29 protein-coding genes and 1 pseudogene are annotated in these 22,116 nt (G+C 70.6%); 22 read left to right on the forward strand and 8 right to left on the reverse strand.

The annotated features are described in order from the left end of the window. On the reverse strand, positions 1-348 hold a 348-nt coding region (locus BMY74_RS42210), incomplete at its 3' end, for an HPF/RaiA family ribosome-associated protein (protein WP_177230197.1). Between the two features lie 484 nt (positions 349-832). Between BMY74_RS42210 and BMY74_RS42215 the strand changes: the two genes are divergently transcribed. The 4 genes from BMY74_RS42215 (at position 833) to BMY74_RS42225 (ending at position 3,905) form a co-directional block, all read left to right on the forward strand. After that, entirely contained in the window at positions 833-1,324 is a 492-nt protein-coding gene (locus BMY74_RS42215; RefSeq protein ID WP_089927542.1) for a DUF5994 family protein, read from the forward strand. Between the two features lie 6 nt (positions 1,325-1,330). Then, entirely contained in the window at positions 1,331-1,486 is a 156-nt protein-coding gene (locus tag BMY74_RS45610) for a DUF6307 family protein (protein WP_177230213.1), read from the forward strand. 176 nt (positions 1,487-1,662) lie between these two features. Next, on the forward strand, positions 1,663-2,823 hold the full coding sequence (locus tag BMY74_RS42220; RefSeq protein ID WP_245786705.1) for an AI-2E family transporter: 1,161 nt from the start codon (positions 1,663-1,665) through the stop codon (positions 2,821-2,823). A 41-nt stretch (positions 2,824-2,864) separates the two neighbouring features. Beyond that, positions 2,865-3,905, forward strand: coding sequence for a fatty acid desaturase family protein (locus tag BMY74_RS42225; RefSeq protein ID WP_089927548.1), 1,041 nt, complete (start codon positions 2,865-2,867; stop codon positions 3,903-3,905). A gap of 95 nt (positions 3,906-4,000) precedes the next feature. Here the strand turns inward: BMY74_RS42225 and BMY74_RS42230 are convergent, their stop codons facing one another. Next, positions 4,001-4,204, reverse strand: a complete 204-nt coding sequence (locus BMY74_RS42230; protein WP_089927059.1) for a cold-shock protein — start codon at positions 4,202-4,204, stop codon at positions 4,001-4,003. 547 nt (positions 4,205-4,751) lie between these two features. On the opposite strand from BMY74_RS42230, the gene BMY74_RS42235 reads away from it, so the two are divergent. From BMY74_RS42235 to BMY74_RS42315, 17 genes are all read left to right on the forward strand, one after another. Next, entirely contained in the window at positions 4,752-5,231 is a 480-nt protein-coding gene (locus tag BMY74_RS42235) for an Asp23/Gls24 family envelope stress response protein (RefSeq protein ID WP_089927551.1), read from the forward strand. Beyond that, positions 5,228-5,629, forward strand: a complete 402-nt coding sequence (locus tag BMY74_RS42240) for a hypothetical protein (RefSeq protein ID WP_176946911.1) — start codon at positions 5,228-5,230, stop codon at positions 5,627-5,629. Before BMY74_RS42235 ends, BMY74_RS42240 begins: the two co-directional genes overlap by 4 nt. Beyond that, positions 5,626-5,802, forward strand: coding sequence for a hypothetical protein (locus BMY74_RS45615; protein WP_089927554.1), 177 nt, complete (start codon positions 5,626-5,628; stop codon positions 5,800-5,802). The genes BMY74_RS42240 and BMY74_RS45615 overlap by 4 nt, the downstream gene beginning before the upstream one ends. Before the next feature lie 5 nt (positions 5,803-5,807). Beyond that, a complete protein-coding gene (locus tag BMY74_RS42250) occupies positions 5,808-6,206 on the forward strand; it encodes an Asp23/Gls24 family envelope stress response protein (protein WP_089927557.1) in 399 nt (132 codons plus the stop codon). Beyond that, positions 6,203-6,748 (forward strand): DUF6286 domain-containing protein, encoded by a 546-nt coding sequence (locus BMY74_RS42255; RefSeq protein WP_089927560.1) that lies wholly within the window; start codon positions 6,203-6,205, stop codon positions 6,746-6,748. The genes BMY74_RS42250 and BMY74_RS42255 overlap by 4 nt, the downstream gene beginning before the upstream one ends. Further along, positions 6,745-7,413 carry an alkaline shock response membrane anchor protein AmaP gene (locus BMY74_RS42260; protein WP_245786706.1) on the forward strand — a complete coding sequence of 223 codons (669 nt, stop codon included), beginning with the start codon at positions 6,745-6,747 and terminating at the stop codon, positions 7,411-7,413. Before BMY74_RS42255 ends, BMY74_RS42260 begins: the two co-directional genes overlap by 4 nt. A 153-nt stretch (positions 7,414-7,566) precedes the next feature. After that, positions 7,567-7,998, forward strand: coding sequence for an NfeD family protein (locus tag BMY74_RS42265; protein WP_089927563.1), 432 nt, complete (start codon positions 7,567-7,569; stop codon positions 7,996-7,998). Between the two features lie 3 nt (positions 7,999-8,001). Then, positions 8,002-9,057: an SPFH domain-containing protein gene (locus tag BMY74_RS42270; protein ID WP_089927566.1), complete on the forward strand. Its 1,056-nt coding sequence runs from the start codon at positions 8,002-8,004 to the stop codon at positions 9,055-9,057. A gap of 292 nt (positions 9,058-9,349) precedes the next feature. Continuing rightward, positions 9,350-9,847 (forward strand): GAF domain-containing protein, encoded by a 498-nt coding sequence (locus BMY74_RS42275; RefSeq protein WP_143091949.1) that lies wholly within the window; start codon positions 9,350-9,352, stop codon positions 9,845-9,847. Between the two features lie 121 nt (positions 9,848-9,968). Beyond that, positions 9,969-10,178, forward strand: coding sequence for a sigma factor-like helix-turn-helix DNA-binding protein (locus BMY74_RS42280; RefSeq protein WP_176946912.1), 210 nt, complete (start codon positions 9,969-9,971; stop codon positions 10,176-10,178). 169 nt (positions 10,179-10,347) lie between these two features. Then, entirely contained in the window at positions 10,348-11,148 is an 801-nt protein-coding gene (locus tag BMY74_RS42285) for an alpha/beta fold hydrolase (RefSeq protein WP_089927574.1), read from the forward strand. Between the two features lie 32 nt (positions 11,149-11,180). Next, positions 11,181-12,371 carry a PP2C family protein-serine/threonine phosphatase gene (locus BMY74_RS42290; RefSeq protein ID WP_245786707.1) on the forward strand — a complete coding sequence of 397 codons (1,191 nt, stop codon included), beginning with the start codon at positions 11,181-11,183 and terminating at the stop codon, positions 12,369-12,371. Continuing rightward, entirely contained in the window at positions 12,368-12,730 is a 363-nt protein-coding gene (locus BMY74_RS42295) for an STAS domain-containing protein (protein WP_089927578.1), read from the forward strand. The genes BMY74_RS42290 and BMY74_RS42295 overlap by 4 nt, the downstream gene beginning before the upstream one ends. 58 nt (positions 12,731-12,788) lie before the next feature. Beyond that, positions 12,789-13,037 carry a DUF2188 domain-containing protein gene (locus tag BMY74_RS42300; protein WP_089927581.1) on the forward strand — a complete coding sequence of 83 codons (249 nt, stop codon included), beginning with the start codon at positions 12,789-12,791 and terminating at the stop codon, positions 13,035-13,037. A gap of 309 nt (positions 13,038-13,346) precedes the next feature. After that, a complete protein-coding gene (locus BMY74_RS42305) occupies positions 13,347-14,048 on the forward strand; it encodes a GAF and ANTAR domain-containing protein (protein ID WP_089927583.1) in 702 nt (233 codons plus the stop codon). A 72-nt stretch (positions 14,049-14,120) separates the two neighbouring features. Next, positions 14,121-14,882 (forward strand): GAF and ANTAR domain-containing protein, encoded by a 762-nt coding sequence (locus BMY74_RS42310; protein ID WP_089927586.1) that lies wholly within the window; start codon positions 14,121-14,123, stop codon positions 14,880-14,882. 171 nt (positions 14,883-15,053) lie between these two features. Next, positions 15,054-16,325 (forward strand): glycosyltransferase, encoded by a 1,272-nt coding sequence (locus tag BMY74_RS42315; protein WP_245786708.1) that lies wholly within the window; start codon positions 15,054-15,056, stop codon positions 16,323-16,325. Here the strand turns inward: BMY74_RS42315 and BMY74_RS46535 are convergent. The 5 genes and pseudogenes from BMY74_RS46535 to BMY74_RS42335 all read right to left on the reverse strand — a co-directional run bounded on the left by BMY74_RS46535 (position 16,311) and on the right by BMY74_RS42335 (position 20,054). Then, positions 16,311-17,462 carry a geranylgeranyl reductase family protein gene (locus tag BMY74_RS46535; RefSeq protein ID WP_089927589.1) on the reverse strand — a complete coding sequence of 384 codons (1,152 nt, stop codon included), beginning with the start codon at positions 17,460-17,462 and terminating at the stop codon, positions 16,311-16,313. The two genes, BMY74_RS42315 and BMY74_RS46535, sit on opposite strands and share 15 nt — an antisense overlap. Next, entirely contained in the window at positions 17,462-17,959 is a 498-nt protein-coding gene (locus BMY74_RS46540) for an NAD(P)/FAD-dependent oxidoreductase (protein ID WP_245786709.1), read from the reverse strand. Before BMY74_RS46540 ends, BMY74_RS46535 begins: the two co-directional genes overlap by 1 nt. A 46-nt stretch (positions 17,960-18,005) precedes the next feature. After that, positions 18,006-18,488: pseudogene (locus tag BMY74_RS47110) on the reverse strand (FAD-dependent oxidoreductase); the annotation flags it as partial. Then, positions 18,481-18,999, reverse strand: a complete 519-nt coding sequence (locus BMY74_RS42330) for an isoprenylcysteine carboxyl methyltransferase family protein (protein ID WP_089927690.1) — start codon at positions 18,997-18,999, stop codon at positions 18,481-18,483. The pseudogene BMY74_RS47110 and the gene BMY74_RS42330, both read right to left, overlap by 8 nt. Beyond that, positions 18,996-20,054, reverse strand: coding sequence for a type III polyketide synthase (locus tag BMY74_RS42335; RefSeq protein WP_089927592.1), 1,059 nt, complete (start codon positions 20,052-20,054; stop codon positions 18,996-18,998). Before BMY74_RS42335 ends, BMY74_RS42330 begins: the two co-directional genes overlap by 4 nt. Before the next feature lie 36 nt (positions 20,055-20,090). Here BMY74_RS42335 and BMY74_RS42340 point away from each other — a divergent pair, with 36 nt between their 5' ends. Continuing rightward, the gene (locus BMY74_RS42340) at positions 20,091-20,942 is read left to right on the forward strand and encodes a UbiA family prenyltransferase (RefSeq protein WP_089927595.1); all 852 of its coding nucleotides are present in this window, start codon (positions 20,091-20,093) and stop codon (positions 20,940-20,942) included. Positions 20,943-20,945: 3 nt separating this feature from the next. On the opposite strand, the gene tal is transcribed toward BMY74_RS42340, so the two are convergent. Continuing rightward, positions 20,946-22,088 carry a transaldolase gene (gene tal / locus BMY74_RS42345; RefSeq protein WP_089927597.1) on the reverse strand — a complete coding sequence of 381 codons (1,143 nt, stop codon included), beginning with the start codon at positions 22,086-22,088 and terminating at the stop codon, positions 20,946-20,948. Between the last annotated feature and the right edge of the window lie 28 nt (positions 22,089-22,116).

Consider the following 22,116-nt stretch of genomic DNA (forward strand, 5'->3'; position numbering starts at 1 on the left):
TTCGGGCGGCGTCGGGACGGACCGCAGCGCGCGGTTGCTGCGCGGCTCGGTGCGGGTCTTGGTCTCGCCGACCTGACGGATCAGTTCGTCGCGGACCTCGTTGAGCGCCGCGGGAAGCTCTCGCTGGGACGAGGTGGCGACGAGGTGCAGCCGATGGCCGTGGTTGATCCAGCACTGCAGCATGACGCGCTGCTCGACGCCCTTGCGGTCTTTGAGGCTGATCTCCAGTTCGATCTCGTCGTCGCGGTACGACCGCAGACGGGAACCGAGCGCGGCCAGGCGATCCACGACCCAGTCGCGTTCGGACGAGTGGAAGCCGGCGGCGAGGTGCAGTCGCTGCGCGATCACTGAAGCATCTTCGGGAGTTGCGTTCATGCGTTGTCGCTGACGGTGCTCACTGAAATCTCTCCTCATGACCAAGACGAACCGCCTGCCCGACGAGCGAGCGGGAAGCTGCTCTCAGCCTCAAATCTGAAAACGTCGAAATAATCTCTTTCGCATACTCTATACCACCCGCGCGCATTATCACCTGAAATTCACATGAGAATCCGACGATGGCAACCCTTCGGCCGCCGAGCGACACAGCTCCGCCCCGCATTCGCCCCACCACAGGGCATCTAGCAGCGAAAACGGATAGATCGGCGGTGTCGCGACTGAAGCTTCGCGGATGCCCACCGACGACACGAACAACGCGAAACTTTTCAGTCGATCACAACTGAAACGGTGTATGGTTGATTTTGTCGAGAACATCTCGCACCTGAGCGGTCAAGCTCAGGTCGTACTCGACGAAACCTGAACCGGCAGTTTTCTCTGGCCGAGACTGGAGTCCGGCATGACGCCGGTCCCTCACCAATCCACCGCCCCACCGGCCGCCGACGCCGACGAACAGCAGCCGCGGTCTCCGCTGCGACTGCGCCTGCGGCCGCAGGCGCCTGCCACGGGATACGTCGACGGCGCCTGGTGGCCACGTTCCCACGACCTCACCACCGAACTGCCCGCCCTGCTCGCAGTGCTGAACGTCCGGCTCGGTGAGATCCCCAGAGTCAACTACCACCTCAGCGACTGGGACACCGCGCCGCGCCGCATAGCCGCCGACGGCATCCGAGTCCGGCTCGACGGGTTCCGGACCAGACCCGCCCACACCGTGGACCTCATCGCCTCAGACCGGCGCCGCCTCACCCTGCTGCTCGTTCCCCCCGACACGTCCTCATCGGCCGCACATGAAGCGATGATGCGCGCCGCACACCGCGACAACACCGACACCGTCGCGGACCTGTTCTCCTCGACCGCCCTCCAGACCCGAGCACCACAGCCGAGAGAGTGAGAAGAGATGACAGCGTCGACCTACGTGTCCCTGTACGAGCGCAGGCTCAAGCTGGTTCAGGACACCCTGACCGATCATTCCGAGCTCAGCGCCGAATCCTCGCGAGCTCTCGCCGTGCACGTGCTGGGCGCACTGGACCACATCCCCGAGCACATCCGTTGATCGAGCAACACACCTGAGTGGTTCGCGAGCGCCTGCTGTCCCAGCTGGGTTTGCGCCCTGCGCGGCAGGGAAATCCGAGCAGAGACAGGCAGCCACCTGCCGACTCACCGATGACCCCCCCCCCCCCCCCCCCCCCCCCCGGACCCCGGCGTCGGAAATCGACACTGGAGGCGTTGGTGAGCACCGACCGCGGTGAAGTGCCGCCCGAACGAAGCCCGATTCCAGCTGTGCTGCGGGTCGGCGCAGCGTTGAGCTGGCGCTTTCTCGTCGTGGTCGCGGCGCTCTACGTAATCGGTGTCATCTTCAGCAGGCTGGCGGCACTCGTCGTGCCGCTCGCGATCGCGCTGCTGCTGGCCGCCTTGCTCGCACCGGCCGTCGGTTTCCTGATGGCACACCGAGTTCCCCGAGGTCTCGCCACCGCGCTGGTCCTGGTCGGCGGACTGCTCGTGCTCGGCGGAATGTTGACGTTCGTCGTGGTGACCTTCGTCAACGGCCTGCCGGACCTGGCAGCGCAACTGGCCCGAAGCATCGACACGATCTCCGGCTGGCTCGTCAACGGCCCGCTGCAACTGAGCGAGACCCAGCTGAGCGACTTCGCCGACCGGATCCTGAAAACCTTGCAGGACAACCAGTCCGGCATCACGACGGGCGCCATCACCACCGCCGCGACAGTCGGCGAGACCCTCGCCGAGATGCTGCTGGTGCTGTTCGCGCTCGCGTTCCTCCTCTACGACGGCCCCCGGATCTGGCAGTTCCTCATCCGCGTCGTTCCCGACGGACCCCGCAGGCGGGTCGACGTGGCAGGCAGGCGCAGCCTCGCCGCACTGGTCAGCTACGTCCGCGCCACCGGAGCGGTCGCGGTGGTGGACGCGGTCGGTATCGGCATCGGACTGGCCGTGCTGCGCGTACCGCTGGCGGTTCCGCTGGCGGCGCTGGTGTTCATCTGCGCGTTCGTCCCGATCTTCGGCGCGGTGGTGGCCGGTGCCGTCGCCGTCCTCATCGCACTCGTCGCGAACGGTCCCCTGACCGCGGTGATCGTCCTGATCATCGTCATCGCGGTGAACCAGCTCGAAAGCCACATCCTGCAACCGTTCCTGCTGGGACGCGCGGTGAAGCTGCACCCGCTCGCGGTGGTGCTGGCCATCGCGGCAGGCCTGCTCGTCGCAGGCATCGCGGGCGCACTGCTCGCCGTTCCCTTGCTGGCGGTGCTCAACTCCGCGATCCGCTCCCTGCGCAGCGAGGCCGACGAACACGTGTCACCCGCCGACGTGCACACCAGCCAACCCGAGGAGTCCGGACCGGACGAACCCGGCCTGGACACCGAAGCCGAGAAGTGAAACCACAACGGCTCCACACAGCCACCCCCCGGAGCAGGTACATGACCTCAACGCACGACGTCCTGACAGACACGGCTGACCGCCCTCGCGGCAGCGACTTCGCCCGCCTCACCAAGGAACTCAAGGCCGCCGGCCTGCTGAACCGCCGACGCGGCTACTACCTGCTGCGGATGACGGTCAACGCGCTGCTGCTCGGCGCGATCGCCGTGACCTTCGCGATGCTGGGCAACTCCTGGTGGCAACTGCTCACGGCAGCCGCCCTGGCCGTGGCCTCAACACAGCTGGCGTTCATCGGCCATGACGCGGGGCACCGGCAGATCTTCCGCAGTCACCGCAACAACAACGTGGTCGGGCACCTGCACGGCAGCCTCACCGGCATCAGCTACCAGTGGTGGGTCGCCAAGCACAACCGCCACCACGCCAACCCCAACCACGAGGACCACGACCCCGACATCGAGATCCACGCCCTCGCCTTCAGCCGCGCCCAGGCCGCCCGGAAACGCGGCCTGTACAGCTGGATCACCAAGCACCAGGCGTTCTTGTTCTTCCCGCTCCTGCTGGCGGAAGCCGCCGTGCTGCGCATCTCCGGCCTCATCGCGTTGTGCCGCAACGAACTGCGAAACCCGTGGCGCGAAGCCGCGCTCCAGATCGTGCCGATGATCGCCTACCTGGCGGCGGTGTTCCTCGTGCTGTCGCCGGCGAAGGCGATCGTGTTCATCGCCGTGCACCAAGGCCTCATGGGCGTCTACCTCGGCTGCTCCTTCGCACCCAACCACAAGGGCATGCCGATCATCACCGAGGGCCAGCGCCTCGACCACCTCCACAAGCAGGTGCTCACCTCCCGCAACGTCACCGGCGGCCGCTGGGTCGACGCCCTGCTCGGCGGCCTCAACCACCAGATCGAGCACCACCTCTACCCGCACATGCCCCGCCCCAACCTGCGGCACGCGCAACCCCTCGTCGAGAACTTCTGCCTCCGGCACGGCATCCCCTACAGCAAAACCACCCTGCGCCACTCCTATGCCCAGGTACTGCGCCACCTGCACGACGCCGGCTCACCCCTCCGCCACCCAGCCGGGTGACGCCCGCAGCTCCACGAGCAAAGCCCGCCGGTTGGACCCAACCGGCGGGCTTCGGTGTTCGTTCACGCACCCGCTGTTCAGCGGCTCAGCAAGAACTAGGCGGGGACGACGTTGTCCGCCTGCGGGCCCTTCTGGCCCTGAGTGACCTCGAAGGAGACCTTCTGGCCCTCCTGGAGCTCGCGGAAGCCCTGGGCGGCGATGTTCGAGTAGTGGACGAACACATCCGCGCCACCGCCGTCCTGCTCGATGAAGCCGAAGCCCTTTTCAGCGTTGAACCATTTGACGGTTCCGGTGGCCATGTGCGCGCCAAGCATGATTCGGCACCCGCACGATGCGGAGCCGGAGGTGATCCGCCATGGCCCTCGGAGATGCTGAACAGCAAAACGCCCGTGACACGTGATCACGGGCGACCGGTACTTCGGAACCATGACTGATGGCACCACGCTACACGGGCTGCTCGGCGGTGGGTCCACCGCGTCATCGCCAGACGGCGCGAAGTCCACTTCGGCGTGGACAGCGCGGTGGAAGTCCCGTAGCCGTCAAGCAGCGGCGTCGTTCTGCGAGGGTGCGTGCTCTGGTTCTCTAGCCCACATCGGACTCGGAAGACGGACTCCGACTCGTCCCGCTACTCGCTCCGCAGTGGTTTGCGGTCCGCATGCCGGGGAACTCATCAGACATCCAACCGCCCCGGACCCAGGCGACAGGGGATTTCCGGGAGCGTTTCTACTGCTTCGTTCTCCTGCACCACTCGCGGCCCCGCCGCGCTCACGTGGCGGCAGCCGTTCGGGTCACAGGAGATCTCCCGGGATCCGCTCCACACCGAACGCAAGATCGAGGAGACCCGCAGTGACCAACCCGACCATCTCCGCAGCCACACCACCTGCGCAGACCACGAACTCCGAGATCGCGACGTCCAACAGGAGCCTGCTCTCCTCCTCCGAGGGGACGACCACCGTCGCCGACACCGTGGTCCAGAAGATCGCCGGACTCGCCACGCGCGAAATCCCCGGTGTGCACGCGCTGGGCGGAGGCGCGGCGCGTGCCTTCAGCTCGCTGCGCGAGCGCATTCCCGGCGCCACCGCGTCAGCGGGTCAGGGAGTCTCGGTCGAGGTCGGCGAGCGACAGGCCGCCATCGACCTGCACATCCTCGTCGAGTACGGCGTGTCCATCGCGGACCTGGCCAGTGCGGTTCGCCGCAACGTGATCGGCGCGGTCGAGCAGATGACAGGTCTCCAGGTCGTGGAGGTCAACATCGCGGTCACCGACGTCCACATCCCCGGCGAGGAGGACGACGGCAGGACTCCGGAACCCGGTCGGGTGCAGTGAGCCCCCAGATCGACGCGATGGTCATCGCCACCGCGGTGACGGTCCTTCCCCAGGTGGCGGGACCGCACAGCGGCCGGTACGGGGAGATCGTCACCCTCCTGCCGGGCCGCAGGGTGGAGGGAGTTCGCCTGCGCACGGACGAGATCGTCATCGGCGTCGTCGCGAGGTACCCGGCCACGACCGCCGAAGTCGATGCGGCCGTGCGCGCCACCGTCCACGCCGCGATCGGGAGAGTCGAGTTCCCGGTTCACCTGTGGATCGGCGACATCGCGATTCCCCGCGTCCTGTCGCCCGGCATCACCACCGGGCGTCGCTCGGCGCGCAAGCTCCCCCTGCCCTCCGCGAGGGCCTGGGCGACGAGCCGCACTCCGGCCACCAGAGCAGGGACAACACCATGAACTCGACCACCACCGGGATGCTCGCGGGCATCGCGCTCGGCTTCGCCGCCGCGTTCGGCGGTTTCGGCGCCTTCATCGTCGTGCTGCTGCTCGGTGCGGCCGGGCTCGTCGTCGGCAGGGTCCTCGACGGCAAGCTCGACATCTCGGCGCTCTCCGGCCGCGACCGGACCTGACCGTCGTGACCCCCGCAGGCCCACCCGCGCAGGAGAACACGGACGATCCAGGTGCGCGCGGCAGCCTCACGATCAGCGAAAGAGCTGTGGAGCGGATCGCCTCGCACGCGGCGCTCGAGGTCGACGGCATCGGTGGTTCCGCACCGCGCGTGCTCGGTGTCACGGTCGGCGCCGAGGAGGCCGAACGGAACGTGCGGATCGCCGCGAGGATCACCGGCGCGGTCGTCGCGCTCGACGTGCGGCTGTCGATCACCTACCCGGCGCCGGTGGGCAGCACCGCCGAGTCCGCGCGGACACACCTGATCAGCCGGGTCCACGCCTTGACCGGCCTGAGCGTGTCGAAGGTCGACATCACCGTCACCGCACTGCACCGCGCGGTCGTGACGCCGCGGAGGATCCGATGAAGCGGTTGCCCCGCCGCAGCACACCGGCCGTCCTCGTGGCTCTGACCGTCCTCGCGGCCTGCGTTCTCGCCGCCGTCGTGTCGGTGCAGACGCTCCTCGGGCAGGACCCGTGGGTCGATCCCCGCGCCGTCTTCGCCGCTGTGCACGACACCCGCTGGGAAGACCCCGTCGTCGCGCTCACCGCCGCGGTCTGCGTCGTGCTCGGTGCGGGCCTGCTGCTGTGCGCGGTGCTCCCCGGCAACCCCGTCGTACTGCCACTGCGCGACGACGACCCGGACACCAGGTCCACGATGGACTCCGGGGTCACCCGCCGGAGCCTGCGCAACGTCCTGCGCACAGCCGCTTCATCGGTCGACGGCGTCACCGCCGCGAGGCTCACCCTCGGACGGCGCACGATCACCACGACCGTCAGCACGGACCGCACGATCACCGACGGGCTCGCCGCCGCCGTGCGCGGCGCGGTCGAGAACCGGCTCGACCGCATCCGGCCGGCCATCCGACCAGCCGTGGTCGTCCACGTCAAAGCCAGGAGAACACGATGAACGGCCTCGAGAGGCCAGCAAGGCTCAACCGCGTCGTGCTGGCGGTCACCGGTCTGGTGCTGCTCGTCGGCGGCGGTGTCGTGGTGGCCGAGACCCTCACCACCCTGAACCTGCTCCGCCCCGACGCCCCTCTCGTTCCCGGCGACGCCCTGCCGCCGACGTGGGTCTGGTACGTCGCCGCGATCGGCTCAGCGGCTCTCGGGCTCCTGGCGATCCGGTGGCTCGTCGCACAGGCCGACCGCACACCTGAGAGCAGCACCTGGCGATACGACACCGAACCCGGCAGCGGCCGGACCGAACTGGCCGCGAGCACTGCCATCACCCCTTTGCTGGCAGAGATCGAGGCCTACCCCGGCGTGCACGCCGTGCACGGCACCCTGGCCGGGCGCCTGGACGCCCCGGCTCTGGCACTGGTGATCAGCACGACGCAGGACGGCGAGCCCGGCGCGATCCGGCACGCACTCGTCGCGGAAGGGCTGCCACGACTGCGCCGAGCCCTCGCCATCGACGAGTTGCCCACGACCGTCGAGTTCCGCCTCACCGACGCGCTCGGCCCGCGGACACCCGCACGACGTGCCCATCGGGAGCAGACACCCGACCTCGGCGCCGCGCCACGTGACGACCGCGGCCCTGCGCCTGCCGAGAACCGCATCCGTGCGGTGTGAGGCTCGCATCGAACTCGTCCGTGTTCGGCTTGACGGAGGCCACATGACCAGCAGACCCGTAGCAGCAGCGCCACACGAGAACGGATTCGGATCGACGATCGTGAGGAGACGTCGCGCGTTCGAGGCGTACCTCCACCTGGGGAGGGTGGCGCCGTGGATCCCTGGCTCATCTGGCTGATCATCGGGTTGGTGCTGGCCATCGCCGAGATCTTCACGCTCACCGCGGCACTCGGCCTGCTCGGCGTCGCGGCGATCACCACGGCGGGGTCGGCGGCGATCGGTCTGCCGCTCGCCGGTCAGCTCGTGGTGTTCAGCGTCGTGTCCGCCGCGGGCGTGGTGCTCGTGAGGCCTTGGGCGCGGCGCATGATGCTGCGACCGCGGCCGGAGCGGTTCGGCGTGGAGGCGTTGGTCGGTGCTTCCGCCTACGTGCTGCGTGAGGTGAACGACCACGAGGGCCTGGTGCGGCTGCGTGGTGAGGACTGGACGGCTCGCCCGTACGACAGGTCCGTCGTCATCCCGGCCGGAAGCACGGTCGACGTACTGCACATCGACGGCACCACCGCCGTCGTCTACCCACGGGAGTGAGCCATGTCCACACTGCTCGTCGCCGGGCTGGTGCTCGCGATCTTCGCGGTGTTCACCGTGCTGCGCGCTGTGCGCATCGTGCCGCAAGCACGTGCGCGCAACGTCGAACGTCTAGGTCGCTACCAGCGCACCCTCACGCCCGGCCTGAACTTCGTCATCCCCTACGTCGACCGCGTCTACCCGCCGATCGACCTGCGCGAGCAGGTGGTGTCGTTCCGGCCGCAGCCGGTGATCACCGAGGACAACCTCGTGGTGGAGATCGACACGGTGCTGTACTTCCAGGTCACCGACCCCCGGGCCGCCGCCTACGAGATCGCCAGCTTCCTGCAGGCCGTCGAGCAGCTCACCGTCACCACCCTGCGCAACGTCGTCGGCTCCATGGACCTGGAGAAGACCCTCACCTCACGCGACACGATCAACAACCAGCTGCGCGGCGTGCTCGACGACGCGACCGGCAAGTGGGGTCTGCGGGTCAACCGCGTGGAGATCAAGGCCATCGACCCGCCGCAGAGCATCAAGGAGGCGATGGAGAAGCAGATGCGGGCCGAGCGCGACAAGCGGGCCGCGATCCTCAACGCCGAAGGACAGCGTCAGTCGCAGATCCTCACGGCCGAGGGCGACAAGCAGGCCGCGGTGTTGCGCGCGGAAGGAAACCGGGCCGCGACCATCCTCAAGGCGGAGGGCGAGTCCCGCGCCATCGACCAGGTCTTCCAGTCAGTGCACCGCAACGATCCCGACCCGAAACTCCTCGCCTACCAGTACCTCCAGATGCTGCCCAAGCTCGCGGACGGTCCCGGCAACACCTTCTGGGTAATCCCGAGCGAGGTCACCACCGCACTGCAAGACGTCTCCAAGGCGTTCTCAGAGGTGCTGCCACGATCAGTCGCCGCCGGGCGCGACGAAGCCGTGGAGGCCGCCGCCGCACAGGCCGAGGAGGACGTCGCGCAGGCGAGCGAGGCGGCAGCCGCAGCGGTCTCGGACGCCGCGGACGCCGCCGCGCCGGTGAACGCACTGCGACCGGAACCGGCGGGAAGCCGAGAACGGCGTCGGCCGCGGTGATCGCGTTCTGCGCCCCGGTGACCGTGCCCAGCCCTGACAGGCCGCTGGTCCTGGCAGGTCGCCGAGCCGCGAACGCGCACCCGGTGCCGGCCTGTGCTCGAAGTGGTGTCGTGCCACACCGGACGACATCCGTGAGCCGAGATTCGCCGCGGTGACCGAACGGCGGAGGTCGCCGGGCGCGCTCGACGCTAGGATCGGTCCGGCGTCCGGCTCGGTCGGGCGGAATCGCGCCACGCCGCCCCGGACCCCGGTGGCCCCACTTCGCCAGTCACGGTCTGGAGTGCTGCCCACCATGCTCGAAATCAGCCGCCTTTCGGCGGTCTCGGCGAACGTCGCCGCCCGGCTCGTCCACCGCCAGGTCGCCGTCCGGCACGTGTGCATCGCGTGCGGGGTGCGGACGAACGCGATCGGCACGGCGCTCTACCTGTGGGAGGCCGCAGGCCGCTGTGACCTCTACACGAGTTCCGGGTTCTGCGGCGAGGAGATCGCGGAGCTGCAGACCATGCTCGGCGAGGGGCCCGCGTTCGAAGCGGCCCGGCAGAACTGGCCGGTGCTCGTGCCGGATCTCGTGGACCACGTGGCGTCGGTGCGCTGGCCGCTCCTGGCCGGCGCGGCGGTCGAGGCCGGAGTCGCGGCGATCTTCGCCTTTCCTCTCGCCCTCGGCGCGGAACCGCTCGGTGTGCTGGAGATCCACCGCGGCGACGGCGACGCGCTGACACCCACCGAGGTCGCCGGAGCAGTGCAGCTGGCCGACATCGCTCTCACCCTGCTGCTGGACGACGAGTGGTGAAGAGTCTGGTGGCGGTGCAGTCGCAGCTCGACGCCGAGGCACCTCGTGGCCTCGCGTGGGCCGTGCGAGACCACGTTCCCCACAGGTTTCGGGATCCCTCCGGTCCAGGGCCGGTGTCCTCTTGAGCGATCAGCCCCACGCCGATCTGGGACATCTGAGCGTGCTCAGCCCTGAGCAACGCGCCGTGCTGGAGCTTCGCGTGGTGCGCGGCCTGACCGCCGAGCAGGCGGCGTCGGCACTGGGCTCGACGGCGGCGGCCGTGAGATTGCTGCAACACCACGCCCTGGACGCGCTGCGGAACGCGATCACGCGCGAAGGGACGCGGGAATGAGTCCGTCAGGGCACCGGCACAGCACGGAAAGATCATGCCGGAATCATCTTCCACAGTGGACAGACGCCGGACGCGGACTCCGCTCGCGCTCCGCTGACGCCGGACCCGACGGCCGGTGGCCGGGTGCACCCAGGCCGGCCGCCGCGCGCACAGGTGACAGGATGCGGTGATGGACGCCCGACGCAGGAACAACGTGACCGTCATCGGTTGCGAGGACGCTCCGACGGTGCTGCTCGCCCACGGGTTCGGCTGCGACCAGAACCTGTGGAGGCTGGTGGTGCCTGACCTGTCGAAGCGGTTCCGGATCGTGCTGTTCGACCACGTCGGGTCGGGCAGGTCCGACGTCGCGGCCTGGTCCCCGCAGCGCTACACCACACTCGACGGTTATGCCGAGGACGTGCTGGAGATCTGCGCGGAGCTGGACCTGCGGGACGTCGTGCTGGTCGGACACTCGGTCAGCGCGATGATCGCCGTCCTCGCGGCCAACCGCGAGCCCGAGAGGTTCGCCAAGCTCGTGCTGCTGACCCCGTCGCCCTGCTACCTCGACGACGGCGACTACCGGGGCGGTTTCACCCGTGCGGACATCGACGAGCTGCTCGACTCGCTCGAGTCGAACTACCTCGGCTGGTCCGCGGCGATGGCGCCGGTCATCGCCGGCAACCCGGACCGGCCCGAGGTCGCCGGTGAGCTGGAGGCCGCGTTCTGCCGCACCGACCCGGCGATCGCGCGGGTGTTCGCGCGCACCACCTTCCTGTCCGACAACCGCGCGGACCTCGCGGACGTCACCGTGCGGACCGCCGTGCTGCAGTGCTCCTCGGACGCGATCGCGCCGCGCGAGGTCGGCCAGTTCGTGCACGACCGGATCGAGGGCAGCGTGCTGGTGACGCTCGATGCGATCGGCCACTGCCCGCAGCTGAGCGCTCCAGAGCAGACGGCGGCCGCGATCGCTGAGTTCGCGGGCGCCCGGTGATCCGCCCGGCGGGAAGCGGCGAGGAGGCCGGAGTGGAGACCACGTTCTCGGCGTTGCTGGAGGACAGTGCGGAAGACCTGTACGAGAACGCACCGTGCGGCTACCTGTCCACGCTGATGGACGGCACGATCGCCAAGATCAACGCCACGCTCCTGGGATGGCTGGGACACGAACGCGCGGAACTCCTCGGGCGTCGGCGGTTCGCCGATCTGCTCCCCGTCGGCGACCGGATCTACCACGAGACGCACTTCGCGCCGATGCTGCGCATGCACGGCGAGATCGGCGGTATCGCGCTGGAACTGGTGCGCGCGGACGGAACGCGAATGGCCGTGCTGGTCAGTTCGACGGTCAAGACGAGCGCGAACGGCACGGCTCAGCTGATCCGCACCACCATCTTCGACGCCGGTGACCGGCGCGCCTACGAACACGAACTGCTGCGCGCACGCCAGGAGGCGGAACAGGAACGCGACCGTGTACAGCTGCTGGCCTCCACCTTGCAGCGCACGCTGTTGCCGCCGTCGTTGCCGGACGTGCCCGGCATGGACGTCGCGGCCTACTACCACCCCGCCTCCGCGGACGAGGTGGGCGGCGACTTCTACGACCTCTTCCCCCTCACCGGCGACACGTGGGCGTTCTTCCTCGGCGACGTGTCCGGCAAGGGCGCGGAGGCCGCCGTGGTCACGTCGCTGACCCGCTACACGCTGCGCGCCGCCGCCGTGCAGGAACCCGGTCCCGCCTCCGTGCTGAAGCGCCTCAACACGGCGCTGCTCAAGGACCAGCACGGCGCGACGCCGCGGTTCTGCACCGCCATCCACGGCCTGCTCGAACCGGCGGGAGACGGCGCCAAAGTCACCCTCGCGAGCGGCGGGCACCCACCGGCGCTGGTGATCCGCCACAACGGTGCGGCCGAACTCCTCGACACCAGGGGCGGTCAGCTGATCGGCGCGCTGCCGGACGCCCGCTTCGTCGAGGTCGAGCTGCGCCTGCGGCCCGGTGACACACTCCTGCTCTACTCCGACGGACTCACCGAGGCCCGCACACACGGCCGCGTCCGCTACGACGAGGAGGACCTGCGCGACTGGGCCGACACCCTCGACGTCGGCAGCGCGACCGAGACCGTGGCCGCGGTGTCCCTGCTGCTCGACAGCTTCGGCGACGGTGTCGACGACGACACCGCGCTCCTCGCACTCAGCGTGCGCCTGCTTGGAGATGAGAGACCATGACCTCGTTCACCGTCACCACGCTCGACCTGGAAGCGGGTCCGGTGGTCGAGTTCGCCGGGGAGCTCGACTCCGCCTCGGCCCCGCGTGCGCTCCAGGCCGTCGAGGCGATCTCGCCGCGGCCGGGCCAGCAGGTCGTGCTCGACCTGACCGGACTGCTCTTCTGCGACTCCAGCGGCATCTCCGCGCTGATCGCCGCCCGCAACATCGCGCACTCCGCGGAGGCCGGCCTGGCGCTCGCCGGCGTCCCACGCCACCTCGCCCGCACCCTCGTGCTCATCGGGCTGGACACCTTCTTCACCACCTACGCCACCGCCGCGCAGGCCCAGGCCGCCTGGCCGGAGTCGCCGGCCGGAGGGTGAGTGGTGTGCGGGTCGCGGCCGGGGGTACTCGACCGGACGACCCGACAGGAGTGAGCCCATGCGAGGCGACATCGAGACCTACTTCGAGGACGGCCGGTGGAAGAACCGGGTGGAGGGCAACGACCAGGCCTCCAGCACGCACCTCAACAAGGAGGAGGCGAGCGCCGACGGCCGTGAGATGGCGATCGTGCACGCGGTGGACCACATCACCCGCAACCGGGACGGCACGATCAGCGAGCACGACGTCTACCCGCGCGGCCGTGACCCGCACACCGGCGGCGGGGTCACCCGCGCGCATCGCCGGTGAACCGGCGCGATCCGGACCTGTTCTCCTTCGCCACCGCGGGTCCCCGGCGGGCGGACCAGGGTAGGACTCAGCCGCCGCGTGCGTTGAAACCCGTTGCCAGTAGGGCGAACGGCGTGCCACGAAGGCACGCGGTAGGCTGGGTGTGTTGATCCTGATGCGGTCACGCAAGGCGTGGGCCTAGACCTCGCTACGTCCAGGAGCGACTGGAACCAGTCGACGTGGTGGAGGAAACCGTGCCAGTCATGGACCAGTGGTCGCTGTTCGGCGGTGTGACCAGAGGTGCGCGAACCTGACAGTCGTCGCCGATCGGTGATCGAAGCGCGCGCCACGGTGATCGCGGCGCTGCGCGACAGCAACAGCGAGCTCGACGTCCTGGCTCGCGTGATCCGCGCGTGCGTGGGCCTGCTGCCGGTGGACGGCGCCTCGATCTCGGTGCTGAGTGGCCCGCAGGAGCGGGAGACGTTGTACGCCAGCGACGTGATCGCGATGAAGATCGAGAACGTCCAGTTCGACCTGGGCGAGGGTCCGTGCTTCGAGGCGTTCGCGACCCGCCGGCCCGTGCTGGTTCCCGACCTGTCGCAGGCGTCGGTCCTCGCGTGGCCCGTGTTCGCGGCGGCGATCGCCGCGCTGCCCATCGGCGCGATCTTCGCGTTCCCGTTGCAGGCGGGGGCGATCGGCATCGGCGCGATCGACCTCTACCGAAGCCGGCCCGGCTGGTTGTCGGCGGACGAGCTCGCCGTCGCGCTGGAGGTGGTCGACGTGGTGACCGCGGTGCTGCTCGGCGTGCTCTTGGGCGAGTTCGACGGCGCCGACGGCCTGCGGGGTGTGCTTTCGCCCGGCCGCGAACAGGTGCACCAGGCGACCGGCATGGTGCTCGCCGCGCTCGGCATCTCCGCGGAGGAGGCGCTGTCCCGGTTGCGCGGCTACGCCTTCGCGATGGGCAGACCTCTCGACGAGGTCGCCAAGGACATCGTGAACCGCGAGCTGTCCCCGCTGGAGCTCCGCGCATGACCGCCTGCGAGACCTCGACGGCGGCCCCGTACTGGCAGCACTACCGTCGGACGAAGAAGACAGGAGCTGGTGATGAGCGGTAGCGCACCGTCCAGGACCGAGCGGGAGTCGCGGTTGCTCCACGCGTTGGTCGAGCTGGCGGACACGCTGGTCGACGACTACGACGTGGTGGACGTGCTGCACCGGCTGGTCGAACACTGCGTCCAGTTGCTGGACGCGACGGTGGCCGGGTTGATGCTGTCCGACCAGCGCGGCGGCCTGCGGGTGGTGGCCTACTCGTCGGCCCAGACGCGCACGCTCGAGCTGTTCCAGGTCCAGGCGAGCGAGGGCCCGTGCTACGACTGCGCGCACAGCGGCGAGGCGGTGCTCGTCGCGGACCTGTCGAAGGAGGTCCAGCGCTGGCCGCGGTTCGCGCCGCTCGCCCTCGCGGGGGGTTTCGCCTCGGTGCACGCCGTACCGATGAGGCTGCGGCGCGAGACCATCGGCACGCTGAACCTGTTCCGCCACGAGACCGGGTTGCTCAGCGACGAGGACCTGCTGGTCGTGCGCACCCTCGCGGACACGGCGACGATCGGGATCCTGCAGGAACGCGCCATCCGGCGCGGCGAGGTGGTCACCGAGCAGCTGCAGATGGCGCTGAACAGCCGGGTCGTCATCGAACAGGCCAAGGGTGTGCTCGCGTTCGCCGGGAACCTCGACATGGAGCAGGCGTTCCACACGCTGCGCGGCTACGCCCGCAACGGTGGTCGCCGGCTGGCCGATGTGGCCAGAGAGGTCGTTCTCGGCGAACTGCGCCCCGAGGTCGTCCTCTCACCACGTCCCACCGATCTGTGACCGGACCGGTCCCGCGGCATCGTCCGACGGGACCGGGATCTCGGCTCGGCTCAATGGGTGCTCGGCGTTCCGGAGTGCCGGACGGCCGCCGTGTGGGTAACCTGAACGAGCTGGCAGACGCAGCAACCGCCCGGACCCGCGGTCTCATCACCTCGTCGTGAGGAGAACACCGTGGGCGTCCGTGTCGAGCCGATCTCGTTCACGCGCAAGAACATCGCGCTTGTCTCCGTGCTCTCCAGCCCGCTGGCCGACCCCGGATCGTCCGGCGCCGGCAGCCAGGGTCTCCACGTCGCGGGACTCGCGGCCGCGCTGGCCGCGCTCGGCCACCGGGTCGTCGTCTACACGCGGCGCGACCATCCCCACGTTCCGCAGCTCGTGCACAGCCCGCGCGGCTACGAGGTCGTGCACGTGCCGGCCGGGCCCCCGGTGGAGCTCGGCGCGGACGAAGTCCTGGCCTACGCGGGAGATCTCGTCGAGTTCCTCGAGCTGGCCTGGAAGGCGCGGCGCCCTGACGTCGTGCACGCCCACGGCTGGCTGTCCGGGATCGCCGCCGTGCTGAGCGCCAGGAACAGCCTGGTGCCGGTCGTGCAGACCTACCACTCGCTGGGCACGGCACGGCCTCAGGACCACCGTGCGGCCGAGGCGGACTCGACCAAACGCGTTGCGGTGGAACGGCTCATCGGTCATGAGGTCGCCCTGGTCGTCGCGACCAGCTCCGCGGAGGCTCGCGCCGTTCTCGGCATGGGCGTGGACCGGTCGAAACTGGTGGTGGTGCCGAAGGGCGTCGATCTCGACCTCTTCGCACCGAGACCTTCAGCCGTCGACCGGCACCGGCCGCGCAGGATCGTGTCGGTGGGAAGACTGCTTCCGCACAAGGGTTTCGACGACCTGATCGGTGCTCTGTCCACAGTGGAGGGAGCGGAGCTGGTGATCGCCGGCGGCGGCGCGCAGGGCGACGTCCACGGTGACCAGGAGGCCAGGAGGCTGCTCGCAGTCGCCCGTTCGGCCGGGGTCGGTGACCGCGTCGTATTCGCGGGTCACGTGCCCTATGCCGAACTGCCCGCGCTGCTGCGGTCCGCCGACGTGGTGGCGTGCACCCCGCGGGAGCGGTCGTCCGGCGGGGTGGCGCTGGAGGCGATGGCCTGCGGCACGCCCGTTCTCGCCACAGCGGTCGGCGGTCTCGTCGACGTCGTCGTGGACGGGTTGAGCGGAGTGCTGGTCCCGCCGGGAAAACCGGATGCCACGGCCAAGTCGTTGCGCGCGCTGCTCGCCGACGGCACGTACCGGGAACTGCTCAGCGTCGCGGGACGAGACCGGGCGCTCGCGCGGTACTCCTGGCACCGCGTCGCGTCCGACCTGGTGCGCGTCTACGCCACGGCGGTGACCAGCCGCGGGATCGCGCCGCGGCACGTCCGCGCACGGACGACGTCAACGCCGAGGTGAGCGTGGCGGCCTCCCGGCCGCTGCCCTGAGCATCGCCGTCACGAGGCCGGAACTGATCGTGCCCGCTCCCAGGCCGATCTCGACGAGCTCGTCGAAGGCATGCCGGTCGTCACGTGCCGCGGCCGTGGCCAGGTCCACGAGGGCGGGCGCGCGGGTAAGCAGGGCGAGGGCATCGGTGTGCCGCAGGTGTCTGCCGAGAAGACGGCGCAACGACAGCCGGTAGTGCGCGGCGGGATCCGCTGTCGTCGCGGCCGCACCGGCGAGGGCTCCGGACAGGACGGCGTAGTAGATCCCCTCGCCCGTGAGCGGGTTGATCAGCGAGGCCGCGTCCCCGGCCAGCAGCACGCGACCGCGGCCGACATCCGGCCTGCCCGGCGACAACGGCAGCCGGTGCCCGCGCAGCGCCAGCGGAGGGCAGCCGGGCAGCAACACGTGCAGGCGTTCCGTCAGATGCGCTCGCGTCGGCGGACCGGTGCGGATGAGCTCGCCGTAGCCGACGTTCGCGGTGCCGTCACCGACGGGGAAGACCCAGGCGTACGCGGGCCAGTGCGCGGTGGCCATCACGAGCCGCTGCTCCTGCTCCGGCCACGGGTCCGCGCTCGTGTACCCGCGCAGTGCGATGGCGGTGGTGCCCGGTCTGGCGGTCCTGGCTCCGCTTCGCCGTCGTACGACCGACTCCGCGCCGTCCGCGCCGATGACCGTGCGGGCGTGGAACCGCCCGTCGACCTCGACGCCGTCCGCCACCGCGACGAGCGAGCGCACCCGGTGCCGGCGCAGCCGCGCACCCGCCTCCTGGGCAGCCGCGACGAGTCGCGCGTCGAGCAGCGCGCGGGGGACGACCGAGGTGGGGCGCGCGAACCCCCTGGCGGCCGTCACGCCGCTCGGCGCGGTCAGCCGCAGGCCGAGGACGGGGGCCGTGCCGGCGGTGAGAGCGCCGACGTCCACGCCGAGCCCGCCCAGGACGTCCAGCGCGTGCGGTGCGACCCCGTCGCCGCAGACCTTGTCGCGCGGGAACTCCGCGGCGTCCAGCAGCAGCACGCGGGCGTCCGGGTCGGCGCGCAACGCCGCCAGGGCGGCCGTGGAGCCCGCGGGCCCGGCGCCGACGACGACCAGGTCCCACCGGTCGCGCGCGGCCATCAGCGAGCCAGCTGGTCGACCGCGGCGGCGAACAGCCACGGCGCGCGGACCGCGGCGGGAACGATCCGGCGCCCGAGCACCGGCCGGTTCCTGGCCCACAGCAGCGACTCCGTCAGCCAGCGGGACCGGCGCGACGTGCGCGCCCAGGCGCGGTCGTAGTCCGCCGGACGCCCGGCGGACAGGCAGCGGACGAGCTCGGCCCCGGTCGTCAGCGCCAGGGCGAGCCCCTCGCCGGTCAGCGCGTCGACGTAGCCCGCCGCGTCGCCCGCCAGCAGCACGCGTCCGGCGACCCGGCCGGTGGTCCGCTGCCTCAACGGCCCTCCTCCGCGCACGGTCGAGACCGGTGCCGCACCGGCCAGCCGCTCCGCCAGCTCGGGGAAAGCGGCGAGCTGCTCGGTGAAGCCGCCCCGGACCGGCGACAGGATCGCGACGCCGACGGTGTCCGGTGCCACCGGTGTCACATAGGCCTCCGACCGGGGCGCCCACGTCACCTCCACCCCATCGCTCCAGGGCGAAGTGGCGCCGCAGCCCCCAGCGCGGCGAGGAGGTCCTGCCCGGCGAGCGCAGGCCGACGAGAGCGCGGATCGGCGAGTGCAGACCGTCCGCGGCGACGAGGTAGCGCGCCCGCAACGCCCCGGCCCGCACGTGGTCGTCGTGCTGGAGGACGTCGGTGACCGGCGTGTCCAGCACAGGTATCCCGGCACGGCGGACTGCCTCGCCGAGCGCGTCGTGCAGCCGGACGCGGCGAACTCCCCGTCCGGCGCCACAGCGGAACGGCGCGTGCGCCGTCAGAGGTCCCTGCCGGTAGGTGATGCCGTCGATCGGGTGGCCGGGCGGGTCCACCCCGAGCGCGGCCAGTGCGCGCACGGCACCGGGCATCAGCCCTTCCCCGCAGGCCTTGTCGAGCACACCGGGCCTCCTCTCGCACACCAGCACGTCCATGCCGGCCTGGGCGCAGCCCAGCGCGACGGCGAGCCCCGCCGGGCCCCCGCCGGCCACCAGGACGTCGTGCACCCGGTCAGACACGGACCGACCGCAACGCGTCGTTCTCCGCGCGGACGCGGACCGCCAGCAGACCCGCGTTCAGCACGGTGAAGACCGACGCGGTCAGCCACGCGCCGTGCACCAAGGGCAGTGCGAAGCCCTCGACCACGACCGCGACGTAGTTCGGGTGCGGGAACAGGCGGTACGGACCGCCGGTCACGAGCGGAAGCCCCGGCACGACGACGATCCGGGTGTTCCACTGACGTCCGAGCGTCCGGACGCACCACCACCGCAGGACCTGGGACAGTACGACGAGCGCGAGCATCGGCCAGCCCAGCGCGGGCACGAAGGCGCGGCCGGACAGCCAGACCTCGGCCAGGCACCCGGCCAGCAGGCCGGTGTGCAGCACGACCATGAACGGGTAGTGCGCGAACCCCGACTCCCGCCCGCCGCGGGCGAGGCTCCACGCCAGGTTCCTCTTCGCGACGACCAGCTCGGCCAGCCGCTCGGCCGCGACGAGGCCGACCAGCACCGAGTACCACGCCTGGCTCACCACCTCAGCAGCACCAGCTCGGCGCAGAAGCCCGGCCCCATCGCCATCACCACGCCCCAGTCGCCCGGGGCGGCGGGCCGGGCCGCGAGCGTGTCCGCGAAGACGTGCAGCACGGACGCCGAGGACAGGTTCCCTATCTCGTGCAACGACCGCCAGGTCATCGCGAGGTCCTGCTCGTCGAGGCCGAGCACCGACTGGATGGCCTCGATGACCTTCGGCCCACCGGGGTGGCAGATCCAGCGCGCGATGTCGCCGACCTCCAGACCGTGTGGTGCCAACAGGTTCTTGACGTCGTCGGCGAGGTGCTCGCGCACCAGCTCGGGGACCTCGGCGCCCAGCACGATCTTCAGTCCGGTGCTTCCGACGTCCCACCCCATCGCGCGTTCGGAGTCCGCGTACAGGTGGCTCAGCGAGTCCACGACCTGGGGACCGGCCGTGGCGCCGATGTGCTCGGAGCCGACAGCGACGACGGCCGCGGCGCCGTCGCCGAAGAGACCCGAGGCGATCATGTTGGCAGCGCTGGGATCCTGCCGTTGCACGGTCAGCGAGCACAGCTCGACCGAAACGAGCATCGCGACCGAGCCTGGCCAGCCGCGCAGGAAGTCGTGCAGCCGCGCGACTCCCGCCGCGCCAGCCAGACAGCCGAGGCCGATGATCGGGATCCGCTTCACGTCCGGCCGCAGGCCGATGCGCGCCGCGATCCGGGCGTCGAGGGAGGGCACCGCGATCCCGGTGACGGTCGTGGACACGGTGAGGTCCACATCGGACGGTCGCAGTCCCGCGTCCGCGAGCGCCGCCAGTGCGGCCTCACAGCCGAGATCGACCGCGACGGAGAGGAAAGCGTCGTTGGCCGCGGTGAAACCGTCGAGCTCGTCGTACCGCTCGATGGCCAGTGCGAGGTGCCGCGACCCGACGCGGGCGCTGCTGTGGAAGCGCGAGACCACCGCGCGGGAAGCGGAGTCCGGCAGACATAATCGGGCGAACAGGTTTGTCAGCCTTGCCTGGGGGTAGCGGTGCGGCGGAAGAACTCCGTGCACCGCCGAAATTGTCGTCACCCCTGTCACGGTACGGCTTCCGCCTACACTCGGCAGATGAGCGGCACAGCGATCCACCGCCGGAAGTCGTTGCGACTACTGCAAGGTCTGGCACGCGCGTGTCATCCCCTTCCCGGTCTCGCCGTCACGGTGGTGGCGGTCCTGCTCGGACTGGGCGCCGGGGCCGACGGCCCGCGCGCCGCGCTGCTCGGTGCCGCGGTGCTCACGGGCCAGCTGTCGATCGGCTGGTCCAACGACTGGATCGACGCCGCACGCGATCGCGCCGCCGGGCGCGTGGACAAACCCGCTGCCGCGGGAGAGGTTCCGGTGTCCGCGGTCGCGGCCGCCGCGGTCGCGGCGGCGCTGGCGACGGTCGTGTCGTCGTTGTCGCTGGGTTGGTTCGCCGGTGTCGTGCTGCTGCTGAGCGTCGCGGGCGGCTGGGCGTACAACCTCGGTCTCAAGAGCACCGCCTTCTCCGGTGCCGCCTACCTGTTCTCGTTCGCCGCGCTGACGATCGGTGTGCACGCGGCGGGGCCGGGCGGGACGTGGCCGCCCTGGTGGGTGCCGGTGACGGGCGCGCTGCTCGGGTTCGGGGCGCACTTCGCCAACGTGCTCCCGGATCTGCGCGCGGACGCGGAGACCGGTGTCCGGGGCCTGCCCCACCGGCTCGGTCCGCGCACGGGGGTGATCGTCATGGCGGGAGCCCTCGCCACGGCGTCGGTCGTGCTGGGCCTCGCTCCCGCCGGGGCGTCGGCGCTCTACTCGGCGGTCGTGGTGACGACCGGGGTCGCGTTGGCCGTCGTCACGACCGCCGCCGCGATCCGCGCGCCGCACAGCGCGATCGCGTTCCGGCTGACCGTCGCGATCGCGCTGCTGGACGTGGTGCTGCTGCTCACCGTGAGCACCTGACGGCTATCTTCCGTGAGGCACGGGAGCGGCCAGGTCGCGGCTGAGCTCGCCGCGGACGGTCTCCGCGAGCTCGTCCCAGCTGTCGACGAACTTGCGGACGCCCTGGCGTTCCAGCTCGTCGGTGACCTCGCGGTAGTCGATTCCGAGCAGCGCGATCTCGCTGAGCACGTCCTGGGCCGGACCGTAGACCTCTTCTAGCACGACGGGGGTCACGTTGCCGTGGTCGGCGAACGCCTCGAGCGTCGGTCCCGGCATGGTGTTGACGGTGCCCGGGATGGCGAGTTCGGACACGTACATCGTGTCCGGGTATGCGGGGTTCTTCACCCCCGTGGAGGCCCACAGCGGTCGTTGCGGCCGTGCTCCCGACGCGGCCAGGTCGCGCCAGCGTCGCGTGGCCAGGCTCGTCACGTGGACCTCGTGGGCGAGACGGGCGTTGGCGATCGCCGCCCTGCCCTTGGCCGCGAGCGCGCGGTCGGTGCCGATGGCGTCGAGACGCGCGTCGATCTCGGTGTCCACACGGGACACGAAGAACGAGGCGACCGAGTGGATGCCGGCCAGGTCGAGCCCGTTGAGGCGAGCCGTCTCCAGGCCGGTGAGGTAGGCGTCGACCACCTCCCGGTACCGGTCGAGGGAGAAGATGAGCGTGACGTTGACGCTGATGCCCTCGCCGATGACCGCGGTGATCGCGTCGAGCCCCGCCGTGGTGGCCGGGATCTTGATGAGCAGGTTCGGCTCGTCGACGGCCGACCAGAGCAGACGGGCGCGGTCGATGGTCGCCTGGGTGTCGTGGGCGAGGCCGGGGTCGACCTCCAGCGACACCCTGCCGTCGACGCCGTCCGTGCGGTCGTACACCGGTCGCAGGACGTGGCAGGCCTCCCGCACGTCGTCGGTGGTGATGGCGAAGACCGTGTCCTCGATGCTCGCCTCCACCTCCGCGAGCCGTCTGAGCTGCCGCGTGTAGCGCTCTCCCCGTTCCAGCGCTGACGCGAAGATGGTCGGGTTGGTCGTGATGCCGACGACGCCGCGGTCCGCGATCAGCGCCTGCAGCCTGCCCCCGGACAACAGCTCGCGGGACAGGTCGTCGAGCCAGATCGACACGCCTGCGGCGGCGAGTTCGGTGAGCGGGTGGTCGTGGCCCGTGGCCATGGTGCCTCCGTGGTCGGAAATCCTCGTG

It is taken from the genome of Lentzea albida (assembly GCF_900111005.1).
Lineage (GTDB): Bacteria > Actinomycetota > Actinomycetes > Mycobacteriales > Pseudonocardiaceae > Lentzea > Lentzea albida.

Coding starts and splice junctions, on each gene's coding strand:
- BMY74_RS42300 (WP_089927581.1), top strand. CDS start 12,789: ATGCGAGGCGACATCGAGACCTACTTCGAGGACGGCCGGTGGAAGAAC.
- BMY74_RS42260 (WP_245786706.1), top strand. CDS start 6,745: ATGAACGGCCTCGAGAGGCCAGCAAGGCTCAACCGCGTCGTGCTGGCG.
- BMY74_RS42215 (WP_089927542.1), top strand. CDS start 833: ATGACGCCGGTCCCTCACCAATCCACCGCCCCACCGGCCGCCGACGCC.
- BMY74_RS42225 (WP_089927548.1), top strand. CDS start 2,865: ATGACCTCAACGCACGACGTCCTGACAGACACGGCTGACCGCCCTCGC.
- BMY74_RS45615 (WP_089927554.1), top strand. CDS start 5,626: ATGAACTCGACCACCACCGGGATGCTCGCGGGCATCGCGCTCGGCTTC.
- BMY74_RS42270 (WP_089927566.1), top strand. CDS start 8,002: ATGTCCACACTGCTCGTCGCCGGGCTGGTGCTCGCGATCTTCGCGGTG.
- BMY74_RS42340 (WP_089927595.1), top strand. CDS start 20,091: ATGAGCGGCACAGCGATCCACCGCCGGAAGTCGTTGCGACTACTGCAA.
- BMY74_RS45610 (WP_177230213.1), top strand. CDS start 1,331: ATGACAGCGTCGACCTACGTGTCCCTGTACGAGCGCAGGCTCAAGCTG.
- BMY74_RS42275 (WP_143091949.1), top strand. CDS start 9,350: ATGCTCGAAATCAGCCGCCTTTCGGCGGTCTCGGCGAACGTCGCCGCC.
- BMY74_RS42255 (WP_089927560.1), top strand. CDS start 6,203: ATGAAGCGGTTGCCCCGCCGCAGCACACCGGCCGTCCTCGTGGCTCTG.
- BMY74_RS42310 (WP_089927586.1), top strand. CDS start 14,121: ATGAGCGGTAGCGCACCGTCCAGGACCGAGCGGGAGTCGCGGTTGCTC.
- BMY74_RS42285 (WP_089927574.1), top strand. CDS start 10,348: ATGGACGCCCGACGCAGGAACAACGTGACCGTCATCGGTTGCGAGGAC.
- BMY74_RS46535 (WP_089927589.1), bottom strand. CDS start 17,462: ATGGCCGCGCGCGACCGGTGGGACCTGGTCGTCGTCGGCGCCGGGCCC.
- BMY74_RS42230 (WP_089927059.1), bottom strand. CDS start 4,204: ATGGCCACCGGAACCGTCAAATGGTTCAACGCTGAAAAGGGCTTCGGC.
- BMY74_RS42295 (WP_089927578.1), top strand. CDS start 12,368: ATGACCTCGTTCACCGTCACCACGCTCGACCTGGAAGCGGGTCCGGTG.
- tal (WP_089927597.1), bottom strand. CDS start 22,088: ATGGCCACGGGCCACGACCACCCGCTCACCGAACTCGCCGCCGCAGGC.